The organism is Hyunsoonleella sp. J2K-J805 (assembly GCF_057167125.1).
On sequence record NZ_CM169901.1, the window covers coordinates 1,195,998 to 1,210,812 of the forward strand.

Consider the following 14,815-nt stretch of genomic DNA (forward strand, 5'->3'; position numbering starts at 1 on the left):
CGGGGTTTTAAGGAATCAGTCAGTATTTAGCCTTTGTCATTCTAAAATAACGTGAGTTAGACGTAAACTGCAATTTAAACAGCTAAATATCTGTAAAATAAGATTTATTCTGTCATTCCGAACGAAGTATGAGGAGGAATCTCATCGCTTTTGAGATTTCTCGTCGCTCGTTCCTCGCTCTGTCGAAATGACAACTTGTTCTTTTTCAGTATATTAATAAGGAAACCTTATATCGAACTCGCGTTAAAATAAATTCCATTAAAAAAAGAATTCAATGGAAAGAATTTCCGCAGAGATGTGAATTCCTTGCGTTTTTAAACAAAAAAACCACTCTAAAAAGAGTGGTTTAATATTATATAACTATTATAACTACCTACTATAGTGCAGCTATATGTTTCGCTAAACCAGATTTTATATTAGCAGCCTTGTTAGCATGAATAACGTTTTTCTTAGCTAATTTATCCAACATTGAAACAACTGAAGGAAACATAGCTTCTGCTTCTTTTTTATCAGTTAATTCACGTAACTTTTTGATTGCACTACGCGTTGTTTTGTGTTGGTATCTATTTAACACACGCTTAGCTTCGTTACTTCTAATTCTTTTTAAAGCTGACTTATGATTTGCCATTTATTTTTTATTATTTAATTGTAGCCCGTAGGGGAATCGAACCCCTCTTACCAGGATGAAAACCTGGCGTCCTAGCCGATAGACGAACGGGCCATTTTTATTATTCAGTTTTTAAATGAACAACAATGTTTCCATTGCGGATGCAAAAATACAACTATTTTTAAATGATGCAACAGTAGATGAAACTTTTTTAAAAAAAAATTGACCTAATAAGCTTTAGCAAACAAAACACGCTTACTTGAAGGCTTCCCTGTGTAAACACATTTCCCTTCTTCTTCCTTAAAATCTAATGGAATACAACGAATTGTGGCCTTTGTTAATTCTTTTATTTTGTCTTCGGTTTCATTGGTTCCATCCCAATGCGCCGAAACAAATCCTCCTTTGGTTTCAAGCACTTCTTTAAACTCTTCAAATGTATCTACCGCTGTGGTATGAGAATCTCTAAACTTTAGAGCTTTATCAAAAAGGTTTTCTTGAATCTCTTCTAATAAATCCTCTATTACAACAGTTATTCTATCTAAAATTACCGACTGTTTTGTTAAAGTATCTCTCCTAGCAACTTCAACTGTTTCGTATTCCAAATCTTTTGGCCCTATAGCAATGCGCAAAGGCACACCCTGCAACTCATGTTGCGCAAATTTTGCTCCTGGACGCAACGTGTCCCGTTTATCAAACTTAACGGAAATACCTCTATCTCTCAGGTCTTTCATGATGTCTTCAGCAACCTTAGCTATAGCATCAAACTGTTCCTCATTCTTGTAAATGGGTACAATTACTACTTGATAAGGTGCTAAGTTTGGTGGTAAAACCAATCCGTTATCATCACTATGCGTCATAATAAGTGCTCCCATCAAACGTGTTGAAACGCCCCATGAAGTGGCCCAAACATAATCTTGTTTTCCTTCCTTATTAGCAAATTTAACATCAAAGGCCTTTGCAAAATTCTGACCTAAAAAATGTGATGTTCCTGCTTGTAACGCTTTCCCATCCTGCATTAAGGCTTCGATACAATAAGTGTCCTCTGCTCCTGCAAAACGTTCACTTTCAGTTTTTACACCTTGAATAACTGGAATAGCCATAAAATTCTCAACGAACTTCGCATATACGCCATTCATCAATTTTGTTTCGGCAATCGCTTCTGCCTTAGTTGCATGTGCCGTATGCCCTTCCTGCCATAAAAACTCAGCAGTACGTAAAAACAAGCGCGTGCGCATTTCCCAACGCACCACATTAGCCCATTGATTTATTAACAACGGTAAATCTCGGTAGGATTGAATCCAGTTTCTGTATGTATTCCAAATAATGGCCTCACTTGTTGGTCGAACCACTAACTCTTCCTCTAGTTTTGCCTGTGGATCTACTCTTAGTTTTCCTTCGTTATCAGGGTCAGATTGTAATCTATAATGCGTAACTACTGCACATTCCTTAGCAAAACCTTCAGCATTTTTTTCTTCAGCTTCAAATAGGCTTTTGGGAACAAAAAGCGGGAAATATGCATTTTGATGGCCCGTTTCCTTAAACATTCTATCTAATTCTGCCTGCATTTTTTCCCAAATAGCATAGCCATAGGGTTTGATGACCATACAGCCTCTTACTGCGGAATTCTCCGCTAAATCAGCCTTAACAACCAATTCGTTATACCATTTTGAATAATCTTCGGCCCTACTCGTCAATTTTTTTCCCATATCGCTTTTTTGGCACAGATATTGTGTCTATGTTAAATAAAAAAATAGTTGCGCAAAACTAACTATTTTTGTTATGTTCAACAATTAAATTATAAGAGATATGCAAATTAATAACTACTTAAAATCGAAAATGCGATTCGCAGCAATCCTTGGATTGTTTTTCGGATTAGCATCTTGCGGTTCCTACCAATACGTAGGTGTTGACAATGATGGGATTTACGGCGGAACCACCGATAATACGCAAAATCAAGAAAGAGTTGTTGATGCAAGCAGAAATGCTGAAGGTAATGATTACTATGAAAATTACTTTAGAAATAAAGCGCAAGAATATGAAATAGCCACGGATAACGGGGCAATCTTCACAGATATAGATAGCTACAGCAGTGGTGAGGAAAACCTCGCCGTAAATGATACCATATACAATGATTATCAAGGATTTGCCGGATGGGGGCAGACAAATGATAATGTTACCATAAATTACATCGACAACGGTTGGAACAACTGGGGTTGGGACCCATGGTTTAACGCTGGCTGGGGCTGGGGCGGCGGCTTCGGTTGGGGATGGAATAACTGGGGTTGGAATAATTGGGGCTGGAATAGATGGAACCGCTGGGGTGCTGGCTGGGGCTGGGGCGGCGGCTTCGGCTGGGGCTGGAACAACTGGGGCTGGGGCGGTGGCTTTGGCTGGGGATGGAATGACCCTTGGCTAAATAGAGGTTTCGGTGCAAATAGATTCGGAAATAGATTAGCCTTTAGTAACACAAGGCGAGGTAGTGCGGCATTATTTGGTAGAAATACAACAGCAAGCAACACATTACGACGAAGCAGTATAGCGAGTACAAGACGTTCGTCTTCTACAACAGCTAGAACTTCTACTGCCAATAGAAGATATAACAGTACATCTCGAAGAACCAGTGTAGCAAGTAATAATACAGGATCAAGGTATAGTACTACTAGACGTAATGCGACATCTAAAATAAATAATGGCACGTCCAATAGAGTAAGACGCTCTAGTTCACCTACGACAATTAATAGAAACTCTACTGTGAGAAGAAGTAGCTCTAGGCAGCCATCATATTCTCCTAATAGATCATCTGCTTCTAGAAGCAGATATTCGACACCTATAAGAAGAAATTCTTCTTCTACATACTCAAGAAGTGGCTCTAGCCGTAACTCAAACTACAGCAGAGGTTCTTCAAGTAGCAGAAGTAGTGGTTCATATTCAAGATCGTCGTCATCAAGAAGCTCTGGGTCTTTCTCTAGATCATCAGGAGGTTCTAGAAGCTCTGGAGGTTCAAGAGGATCTTCTGGTGGCGGAAGAAGACGTTAATATTTCAACAAAACAATAAATTAGTATGCCTTATGAATGTTTAAAATAATCAAGTTGCTCACAAAGCAGTGATTATTTTAAACAGGCTAAGGTTACCTTTGCCCAATTAATAAAAAAAATAGTGAACTTATGAAAAAGCTCCAATTATTTTGCATAGCGCTTTTATCGGTATCCTCAATTTATGCACAGGATATCAGCGATGCTTTAAGATATTCTCAAGACAACATTCAAGGAACAGCGCGTTTTAGAGCCTTAAGCGGTGCATTTGGTGCCCTAGGTGGCGATATGAGTGCCGTTAATATAAACCCAGCTGGTTCAGCGGTGTTTAGCCAGAGCCATGCTTCATTTTCTTTAGGTAATTCAGAAATAAATAATGATGCACAGTACTTTAATGGTACAGGAAGTGTAAACGATTCTAATTTTGATCTGGCACAAGCAGGGGCTTCTTTTGTTTTTAGAAGCACAAGCAACTCACCTTGGAAAAAGTTTACTATTGGTGTGGCTTACGATAGAACAAATAATTTTGATGACAGTTGGTTTTTCCGAGATGGAACAAACACCAACAGCAACAATTTTAATAATACCATCGGAAGTTATTTCTTTGATTACGCAAATGGACTGCGTTTGGATGAGATTTCAGCTTTTCCAAATGAAACCTTAGATGATGCTTATGTTAACATAGGTAATGATCTTGGTTTTGCGCACCAGCAAGCTTTTTTAGGATTCGAGTCATTTATTTTAGAGCCTGAAGTTGATGCTGATGATAATACAAGTTATTTATTGAATGTTGCGGAAGGCAACTTTAACCACGATTATACTTTTGCATCTGCGGGATATAATGGGAAAATTGCAGTAAATATCGCGGCACAATACGGCGAGGATTTGTTTCTGGGGGCAAACCTTAATTCACACTTTATAGATTACGACCGTTCTACCTTATTATTTGAGAACAACAACAACGCTGGCTCAACTATTACTGACGTGGAGTTTGAAAATAATTTATCTACCAGAGGATCAGGGTTTTCCTTCCAATTAGGCGGTATTTTAAAGTTGAGTAACGAATTTAGAGTTGGATTAACTTATGACTCTCCGGTTTGGTATACCATTGAAGAGGAAACGTCTCAATTTTTAGGTACCGTTGGAGATGACGGCGCTCCTATCAACGTATCCATAAACCCACAAGTAACAAATATTTATCCATCATATAGACTGCAAACTCCATCTAGAATTACAGGTAGTGCTGCTTATGTCTTTGGTAAACAAGGCTTAATTAGTTTTGATTATTCTACTAAGAATTATGGTGCTACAAAATTTAGACCCGAAAGTGATTTTACAGGCTTAAATGCTGATGTAAGTGACATTTTAACGACTGCTGCAACTTATAGGCTAGGTGGTGAGTACAAGCACAAGCAATTTAGCTTTAGAGGTGGTTACAGATTTGAGGAAAGTCCTTATGTTAACGGTGTAACAGTTGGTGACTTAACCGGTTTTTCTCTTGGTTTTGGATATAACTTCGGAAACACGAGGCTCGATATTACCTATGACAAATGGGAACGCACAGACCAAACACCACTTTACAACATTGGATTGGTTGACACCGCAAGAATTAATAGACAAAATTCAAATATTACTCTTACCCTAGGGTTTAATATCTAAAGCATACTTTATTATCTAAAAAACCCTCAAGAAGGATATACTTGAGGGTTTTTTGTTTACTTATCTTTTTAATGCGAAATATGCCTTAAATATTTTACGTGTATTGTTTTTATTTATGTCGTTAAACTCAACTGTAAACCAATAACTATCCGTCGGCATTATATTACCTCTCGATGTGCCATCCCAACCAGGTTCTGTTGATACCAATTGCTTTAATAATTTTCCATAGCGATTATAAATATATATTCTTGCATCTGCTTGATTATTTATACCTCTAATTTGCCATAACTCATTTGTGCCATCACCATTTGGCGTAAAGTATCTGGGATAATCAATCACGATTAAAGATTGAGAATCTAAGCTGTTACAGTTATAAATATCTCTTACACTCACAATATGCTCCCCGCCTCTTACATTTTCAAAAACATTAGACGTTTGCCATTCACCTCCATCTAAATTAAATTCATAAGCACCGTTACCCACAACGGTAACTTCAATCATGTCATTATCAGAAAACGCATCTGTTGTAACTTCTGCAGTTATGCTTTCAGGTGGATAAGAGCCAATAACCGTAGTTGTTGCAGGAATTGTACAACCCGAAACTAAGTTGGTTGCAATTACGGTATAATCTCCATCCTCTGTAGGAGAAAACATTGAATCTATTGCCCCTACAATAATATTTGTAGGGTCTGCAGATGTTCCTGCATACCACTCAAAACTATAATCTGATACACTTAATTGCGTATCAATAGGCACCGATGCTAACAATAGATTATCTATTGCCGGTATTACAGAATTGTCAGATGCTAAACAAATAACATACTCATCTGCTATCTGAATTTCTGGAACAGGGTTTACAATAATTGGTAGTTCAGCTATTTGAAAACAATCATCAGTTATTGGAGTAATACGAACATATAAGGTTTGTTGACGTGGTTGTGTGTTTTCAAAAGCTGAAGGATTGTCAATTATATTTGAATTTCCGATTTCTGCATCTGCTCTGTCTTCAAAATAATCAAACGTAAAATTAGCTTCGTCTAATCCGTTTAAAATTTCATTTTCACTTCGTGTTAAATCAAAAATATCAAAACCATTATTATCAATTTCACATTCCTCCAGTGATGGCGGCAACAAATTCAAATTGTTATATAAAATAGTATTTAGCTCTAAATTTACTGTTGCAGAACAACCATTAGCACCTGTTGCTAAAACTAATAAAGTAGAATTGGCAACAGTAGTATTGTAAGCTAGCGGTGAGATAATGGGATCGTTATTATCTAAATCTGTTTGGGTTTCAAAATATGAAAGCATGATATTGGTATCTCCACTCGTTATTTGACTTTCTCTTAAAGTTAAATCATAAATAGCATTTACTTGATTGCTACATACGATTATAGGGTCTGGATTAAAAACCTCTGGGCTTGGTATGGTAGACAGCACAAAAGACATATTGGTATTGACACATTCGTTGCCGTCTAGCAGACCATTATTATTATCATCAAAAAATGCCCTAACAAAAATCACCTCGCCATCAGTACCTAAATAGGTATTAGGATTTACTATCGAAATATTATTGTTAGCATCCTCTTGGGCATTATGGTAACTTACAACTATGGGTCTTGTTTGAGTCCCAATAACTTCAGCTGTTTTTGTGGTTAGGTTGAATATGGCAGAATTGGTATCACTACATTCTACAAAATCGGTAACTACATTATTTTCTGGCAAACTATTTACATTAAGAGTAATATGATGTCCTAATCCTAAGCAGGCGTTCACATCATTACTGTCTATTCTAACATATATATTTTGCGTTCTTGGTGAAGCATCATTTCTATGGTTACTTATATCTGGTATTACATTAGTTTCAGCAAGAGCATCTGCCTCATTTTCATAAAATGTTATACTGAAATTTTGTGGTGGTGGAAACAAATTTCTTATGGTCTGTTCTGCATCGCTAAAATCAAAAGTAGCAACCCCATTAAAATCGTCATTATCCACTTCTTTAGTATCGCACTCAAAATATTGTAAAGTATTAAACGTTGTGGGAATTTGTGATACCCCAACTACTAAATCTATCTGAGCAACCCTATGGCAACCGTTTGCGGTCTCAACTCTTGTATAAACAGAAGCACCTGCTGTTCCATTTGGATATGTATAATTCGTTTCGTTTGTAATTTGATTGGCTAAAAGTCCATCTGCATCTGCTTGCGTTGGATAATATGTAAACGTCTCATTCAAATGATTTGTTGATATTAATGCGTTTGCTTCCGTTAAATTAAAATCGGTTACGCCATCCGTATCGTCATCACATTGCTCTAATAGTACAATGGAATTTACTATTGGAAGCGGATTAACAATAAGATCAAAATTGGTAGTAGCAAAACAATCTGTATTCAACCTATGCTCTATTCGTGCGTAAATAGTTTCAGGATTAATTGTATTTACAAATGATGTAGGCAATTCTGTTCCCAAAATACCAGCATTAGCATCTCTCTGAGAGGTGTAAAATTTCACTTCATAATCCGCTGCATTTTGAGTACCTAACACCTCAATAGCTTTAGTAGACAAATCAAATGTTGTACTGCCATTTGTATCGTCACCATCAGAATTATCATCGCATAATAAATAGTTTGAGGTAGCATTTGCAATGGGACTAGATAAAACTTGAATGTTAAACGATGTTATCTCATAACAACGTTGTGTTGCATCTGCTACCCTAACCCAAATAGTTTCACTAGTAAGAGTATTGGTATATGTTAATGCTAATGCACTATCATTATTCATGGCGTTAGCTTCGCTAGAATGGAAAGAAACAACAACCTCCGAAACAGGTTGACTGCCTCTTACCAAAGCTTCATTATTAGAAAAATCAAAGACTTCTAAACCATCACTTCCAGCATCACACAAATAAATATCTGCTGGAGATGCTACGATGGAAATATCCCTTATAACATCTACACATACATCTTGAGTGTATTCACAGCCAAATTCATCCACAACCCTATAGGTATAGCAATTATTTCCTGCGGTAGCTGGTAAAACCGTTATTACATTTCCAGCTGTATTGGTAATTGAAGCATCGGCATCCCAAGATTCTGAAACTATGGCTGGTGTAGTAGTTAAATCAGCAGGTAAAATAGCAGAATCGAAAGTTATTTGCCATTCAAAAATATTACCATTATCTTCTATAAAATTATCGGTTATTCTAATTCGCCATTCACCATTTAAGGGCGAACCAATAAGTCCGCTAAGAGGGAAATCAGATCTATAATTTCCAGCAGGAACAAAGTTATCTATATAACTACCTGGACCGTCTCCATTAGTAAAAACACCTCCAAATTGTATACCCTCATGTATAGACAATAATGTTCTATCGGGCAAAAAGCAATATTCGATACCAGTACCTGGAGTGGTATTTGCACTATCTAGATCTATCTCCCCTACAGCCCAGGGAATCCCTAAATTTGCAGAAACCACTGGATTATTCGCTACAAGAACCACTGTTCTGCCATCTGGAGAAACAATCTCAATATCTAAATCACCTACGTAGGAGTGTTCAAGACTCATACAAATACTTTCAATTTGATTAACGTTTGTTAATGTGGAACCAAGAGCGTAACAATCTACAAACACTGATGTTTCATAAGGTATTCCAACACCATCGGGTAAAGCTGTGGTTGTTCCAACTGGAGGCGTACAATTAAATGAAACTTCGGTGGGAGCAACAACTCCTGTTAGTAATGTTGATTCTCCAAAACATAAAATAGTGTCATCTGCTGCCGTACCTCTAAAATCGGGGCTATCGGCTACCTGAATTACCAATTCTAGAGTGCTAGATGTTATACATCTTACAGGTGTAGTTCCTTCTACTTGAAGATTAACGATATAAATACCCGCTCTTATGTAAGAAAACCTAGCGGTACTTCCATTAACAGTATTACCATCACCCAAATCCCATTCATACACTGCACCTGTATCATTATCAGAGAATATTGCGCTACCTTCAAGTATAATATTTTGATTCCTACACACCTGAATAATACCGTTAGCATTTAATGCTGGAATAGAATTATCCAATTGTGTATCAATAGTTTGGCAGGTTTGCGAAAAACTTAACCAACCTACAAGAAATAGGAAAAGTTTAGGGATATTCTTCATACAATCTTTTTCAAAAGCAATTAAAAAAGTATTTTAAACTTTCAAATATAAGGACATACTTTTGTTAATATTACAATTAAAAACAAAAAGTCGATATCTGCTTATATTTCGACTACATAAAACCTCAATATCAAGTGATTCCTCACACGTGAATACTTTGTTAATTAAGAACGCAAAAACTAAGAAATGCTTATCTTTGCAAATTAAATTTTCAGTTATATATCATGAAGTTTGACAATTTAGAAGAGTTTGATGCTTTGGGTGATGAACACGTTGGTTCTTCGGAGAATACACCATTGCGTAATGATGCCTTTGAACTAACAAACGAGGAAAAGATAGATATTATCAAAGATGATGTACGGCACATCATGGAAACCCTTGGTTTAGATTTAACGGACGATAGCTTAAGCGGCACGCCTAATCGTGTGGCTAAAATGTTTGTTAATGAGATTTTTGGAGGTTTAGACCCTAAAAAAAAACCTAGCGCATCAACTTTTGATAATAAATACAAATATGGCGAAATGCTGGTTGAGAAGAATATAACAGTATATTCAACCTGCGAGCATCACTTACTTCCTATAGTTGGTAGAGCACATGTAGCTTATATTTCTAACGGGACGGTTGTAGGCCTATCTAAAATGAACCGTATTGTAGATTATTTTGCTAAACGCCCGCAAGTACAAGAACGTTTAACCATTCAAATTGTTAAAGAACTTCAAAAGGTATTAAATACTAAAGATGTGGCTTGCGTTATAGACGCAAAGCACCTTTGCGTAAATTCTAGAGGAATTCGTGATATTGAAAGCAGTACCGTTACCTCGGAATTTGGTGGAAAGTTTAAAGATAGAGCAACGCGTCGTGAGTTTTTAGATTACATCAAATTAGACACTGAATTTTAAAAATGTTAGTTATTTAGCCCGAAAGTTTTTAAACAAAACTAGCACCCTACTGATTTTAATTGAATGCCACAATGCAGTTATACCAAACTAACCAAATAAAAATACACAATTCCCTTACTGGACAAAAAGAAGTTTTTAAACCCATAAACGAAGGGCATGTGGGCATGTATGTTTGTGGACCAACCGTATACAGCAATGTTCATTTAGGAAACGTAAGGACGTTTATGTCTTTCGACATGGTATTTCGCTACCTGAAACATTTAGGATATAAAGTACGCTATGTTAGAAATATTACGGATGCTGGCCATTTGGAGAATGATGAAGATGCTGGTGAGGATAAAGTCGCAAAAAAGGCGCGCTTGGAGCAAATTGAGCCCATGGAAGTCGTGCAGCGCTATACTGTAGATTTCCATAATATCCTTAATACTTTAAACTTCCTCCCTCCTAGCATTGAACCTACAGCCACCGGACATATTATTGAGCAAATTGAATTGATAAGTAAGATTATGGATAATGGTTTTGCTTATGAGGTTAACGGTTCGGTGTATTTTGATGTACACAAGTTCAACGAATCCAACGAATACGGAAAATTAAGTAAGCGAAAGCTAGAAGACTTAATTCACAATACCCGCGCATTGGACGGACAAAGCGATAAAAAGAATCCGCAAGATTTTGCCCTTTGGAAGAAAGCCGAACCGCAACATATTATGCGTTGGCCCTCACCTTGGAGCGATGGTTTCCCAGGTTGGCATTTAGAATGTACCGCCATGAGCACCAAGTATTTGGGAGAACAGTTTGATATACACGGTGGTGGGATGGACTTAAAATTTCCGCATCATGAGTGTGAAATTGCACAGAATGAAGCTGCGAAAGGGGTTTCTCCCGTAAATTATTGGATGCACGCCAACATGCTGGAAATGAACGGACAGCGCATGTCTAAAAGTACTGGGAATATTATTAATCCCAATGAATTACTGTCGGGGAATAATGATAAAATGAGTAAAGCCTATGCGCCTAGCGTTATTCGGTTTTTTATGGCACAATCCTCTTACAGAAGTGTGTTAGACTTAACCGATGATGGGCTACTAGCAAGCGAAAAAGGATTTTACCGGTTAATGGATGGCATGGAGTTATTAAATAAAATTCAACCCTCTGATAGCTCTACTATCGATGTTGCTTCGTGGAAACAGAAATGTTACGATGCGATGAATGACGATTTTAATTCGCCAATTCTTATTGCGCATTTATTTGAGGCTGTAAAATATACCAATCAAATAAAAGAAGGAGCTGCTAGTATTTCTTCAGAAGATTTAGAAGTATTAAAAACTACGGTGCATGCCTTTGTGTATGATGTATTAGGTTTGGAGAGTACTGCAAAAGCTAGTTCTGGAGGTGATAAGTTGGCAGGAGCTATTGACGTTTTGATTAAACTAAGACAAGAAGCCAGAGCCAATAAAGATTTTGCCCTATCGGATAAAATTCGTGATGAATTAGCCGAAGTAGGTATTGTTCTAAAAGATGGAAAAGACGGCACAACATTTTCGGTGAATTAAATTGTGCATTCTATCGTTCCCACGAAGGCGGGAATCCAAAATAAAAGCCCAAAATGTTAATTAGATAGATTCCCGCCTATGCAGGAAAGACAGCGAAATGCTAAAAAAAATTCTTATAGCACCTTTTTTGTTTTTGATAAAAGTTTATCAAACATTGATATCGCCTTTAACTCCTGCGACGTGTCGCTATCAACCTACGTGTTCTCATTATTCAAAAGAAGCGTTAAAAAAGCATGGTGTACTAAAAGGCGGATGGCTTGCTTTAAAACGTATTTTTAGTTGTCATCCTTGGGGTGGTTCGGGTTACGATCCGGTGCCTTAAAAAACTTCATCAATTTTTATAATTGTTGTACCTTAATCCTTTAAAACATTCACTATGCACAAAAGGTACATTAAATCGCTATACGTTGTTTTTCTTTCACTAGCCATACTATCATGTTCTAAAAACACTAAAAAAGAATATGCAACTATACTCATTCATGGTGGTACTATTTATACAGTAGATTCAACCCAAACCACTGCCGAAGCTGTTGCTATAAAAGGCAACAAAATCATTTTTGTTGGTAATCTTGAAGAAGCAGAGTTGTATAAAAATGAAAACACGCAACTTATAGATTTGGAAGGTAATACCATGACACCTGGTTTTATAGAAGGTCATGGCCACTTTATGGGTTTAGGTTATAATGAGCTAAACTTAGATTTACTAAATACCACGAGTTATCAGGACGTTATTGATGCTGTAGCAGACCGTGTATCCACTTTAGAACCTGGAGAATGGATTGTAGGTAGAGGTTGGCACCAAAGTAAATGGGATTCCTTACCACAAGATATGGTCAAAGGATTTCAAACGCACCATAGGTTAAGTGAAATATCTCCAGATAATCCTGTGTATTTATCGCATGCCAGTGGTCATGCTGGTTTTGCCAATGCCAAGGCTATGGAGATAGCAGGCTTACAAGCATTCGCTAAAGAAGGCATTAAAACATTTCATGTAGACGGTGGAGAAGTTATTGTGGACAAGAATGATAAACCAACGGGCATTTTCAATGAACGTGCGCAAACATTGATAACAAAACATATTCCAGAGAAAAATATAAATACCGATTTAAAAGCGTTTGATTTAGCTGTAAAAGCCTGTCATAAAAACGGCATCACAAGTTTTCATGATGCGGGTATTCCTAGAGAAACCATAGCATTGTACCAAAAAATGAAACGCGAAGGCAAGATGAAAACCAGAATTTACGCGATGCTTACAGGTTGGGATAAGACGCTACTAAATGAATGGTTCTCCAAAGGTATTATGATTGATACATCTCATCTTTTAACGATTCGCTCAGTAAAATTAAACTGCGATGGTGCCCTTGGTTCTCGTGGTGCATGGTTGCTAAAACCATACAGCGATAGACCAGACCATTACGGACATGAAACGTTACCCATGGCATTTGTAAAAGAAACAGCACTAAATGGATTGAAACATGGTTTTCAAGTCTGTTCACACGCTATTGGCGATCGTGCAAATCGTGAAATTTTAGACCGATATGAATTGGCGATTAAAGAACTTCCAAATAAAGCAAATAACCATAGATTTCGTATAGAGCATGCACAACATTTACATCCAGATGATATACCGCGTTTTGCCGAATTAAAGGTTATTCCTGCGATGCAAGCGATTCATATGTCCTCTGACAGGCCATGGGCTATTGATAGACTTGGTGAAAAACGCATAAAGGAAGGGGCTTACATGTGGCAAGCTTTATTAAAAAGTGGTGTACCCATCGTAAACGGTACCGATGTACCAGTAGAACCCATAAACCCCATTGCCAGTTTTTTTGCCAGTGTAAGCCGAAAAACGCTAAAAGGCACACCAGAAGATGGCTATGAACCGGAGCAAAAAATGACCAGACCACAAGCCTTAAAATCCTATACACTTGATGCTGCTTATGGCGCTTTCGAAGAAAATATAAAAGGATCTATCTCGGTAGGAAAGCTGGCAGATTTTACCATTTTTAATCAAGATTTGATGCGTGTTGATGAAAGTGATATTTTAAAGACCGAAATTGTGATGACTATTTTTGGCGGTGAAGTTGTGTACACAAAAAAGGACTAATTTTATAATTTGCAACAAACTTTAACAACTTGATTTTGTAAAAATTTTCAACTACCTTCGTTAACGGCGGATATAAGTCATTGTCAACGAAGCATATCCGTAAACACGTTGTAAAGCATTACGAAAAAAAAGAATGAATAAGGAGATTTGGGATAATTGGATTGAAAGAGTCGAGTGGATTCTGAATATTGCAAAAAAAAGAAATTGGGAATATTCTGAATTAAGAATAAAGAAACCTGTTTCTGAAAAAGCATTCGACATCCTTCAAAAAGACTTAAATCTTGAATATCCTACTGACTTCAAAGAAGTATTGACCAAATATTCGTCTGGAATTTTAATGGATTGGCAAATTGAGGGAGAAGAAACTGATGGAGAGTTTCGACAAATTTTCTGTGGTGCTGGACGTGGATATTTATGGGATTTTGAAACACTGCGAGATGACTATAAAAATATTCAAGAATGGATTGCTGAATGTTACTCGAATCCAGAAGATGATTATGATAAAGTCTGGTATAACAAAGTTCCATTTTTAGATATTCCAAATGGCGATATCATAGCCTTTGGTGATAAAACAGAGAACGGTAATCAGGTAGTTTACTTGAGTCACGACGGAGATGAGTTTCACGGTCAAATACTTGGGGATAACTTTATTGACTTTATAAATAAATGGACTCAAATAGGTTGCGTAGGAACAGAAGGTTGGCAGTTTGAACCATTTTATGATTATGAATCAAAAACTATGCTTTCTGACCAAACCACATTGGAAAAATGGATAAAATGGTTAGAAAAATAACGCTTT

Annotated in this window: 10 protein-coding genes and 1 tRNA gene; 7 read left to right on the forward strand and 4 right to left on the reverse strand. The window is 37.0% G+C overall.

The window, feature by feature from the left end; translation table 11 throughout:
- Positions 1–376: 376 nt before the first annotated feature.
- From rpsT to proS, 3 genes are all read right to left on the reverse strand, one after another.
- Positions 377–628, reverse strand: coding sequence for a 30S ribosomal protein S20 (gene rpsT, locus AC1B0Z_RS05250; RefSeq protein ID WP_483794517.1), 252 nt, complete (start codon positions 626–628; stop codon positions 377–379).
- Between the two features lie 21 nt (positions 629–649).
- Positions 650–721, reverse strand: a tRNA-Glu gene (locus AC1B0Z_RS05255).
- Between the two features lie 113 nt (positions 722–834).
- Positions 835–2,313, reverse strand: coding sequence for a proline--tRNA ligase (gene proS, locus AC1B0Z_RS05260; RefSeq protein WP_483794519.1), 1,479 nt, complete (start codon positions 2,311–2,313; stop codon positions 835–837).
- Between the two features lie 100 nt (positions 2,314–2,413).
- On the opposite strand from proS, the gene AC1B0Z_RS05265 reads away from it, so the two are divergent.
- Positions 2,414–3,643, forward strand: coding sequence for a hypothetical protein (locus AC1B0Z_RS05265; RefSeq protein WP_483794521.1), 1,230 nt, complete (start codon positions 2,414–2,416; stop codon positions 3,641–3,643).
- Positions 3,644–3,772: 129 nt separating this feature from the next.
- The gene (locus tag AC1B0Z_RS05270) at positions 3,773–5,299 is read left to right on the forward strand and encodes an OmpP1/FadL family transporter (RefSeq protein WP_483794523.1); all 1,527 of its coding nucleotides are present in this window, start codon (positions 3,773–3,775) and stop codon (positions 5,297–5,299) included.
- A gap of 60 nt (positions 5,300–5,359) precedes the next feature.
- Here AC1B0Z_RS05270 and AC1B0Z_RS05275 read toward each other — a convergent pair whose 3' ends face one another.
- Positions 5,360–9,457 carry a T9SS type B sorting domain-containing protein gene (locus AC1B0Z_RS05275; protein ID WP_483794525.1) on the reverse strand — a complete coding sequence of 1,366 codons (4,098 nt, stop codon included), beginning with the start codon at positions 9,455–9,457 and terminating at the stop codon, positions 5,360–5,362.
- A gap of 224 nt (positions 9,458–9,681) precedes the next feature.
- Here AC1B0Z_RS05275 and folE point away from each other — a divergent pair, with 224 nt between their 5' ends.
- From folE to AC1B0Z_RS05300, 5 genes are all read left to right on the forward strand, one after another.
- Complete coding sequence (folE, locus tag AC1B0Z_RS05280; protein WP_483794527.1) at positions 9,682–10,356, forward strand: GTP cyclohydrolase I FolE; 675 nt, start codon at positions 9,682–9,684, stop codon at positions 10,354–10,356.
- Positions 10,357–10,427: 71 nt separating this feature from the next.
- Positions 10,428–11,909, forward strand: a complete 1,482-nt coding sequence (gene cysS, locus AC1B0Z_RS05285) for a cysteine--tRNA ligase (RefSeq protein ID WP_483794529.1) — start codon at positions 10,428–10,430, stop codon at positions 11,907–11,909.
- 97 nt (positions 11,910–12,006) lie between these two features.
- Positions 12,007–12,231, forward strand: coding sequence for a membrane protein insertion efficiency factor YidD (yidD, locus tag AC1B0Z_RS05290; protein WP_130965391.1), 225 nt, complete (start codon positions 12,007–12,009; stop codon positions 12,229–12,231).
- A gap of 54 nt (positions 12,232–12,285) precedes the next feature.
- On the forward strand, positions 12,286–14,016 hold the full coding sequence (locus AC1B0Z_RS05295) for an amidohydrolase (protein ID WP_483794531.1): 1,731 nt from the start codon (positions 12,286–12,288) through the stop codon (positions 14,014–14,016).
- Between the two features lie 133 nt (positions 14,017–14,149).
- Positions 14,150–14,809, forward strand: coding sequence for an SMI1/KNR4 family protein (locus tag AC1B0Z_RS05300; protein WP_483794533.1), 660 nt, complete (start codon positions 14,150–14,152; stop codon positions 14,807–14,809).
- Positions 14,810–14,815 lie beyond the last annotated feature (6 nt).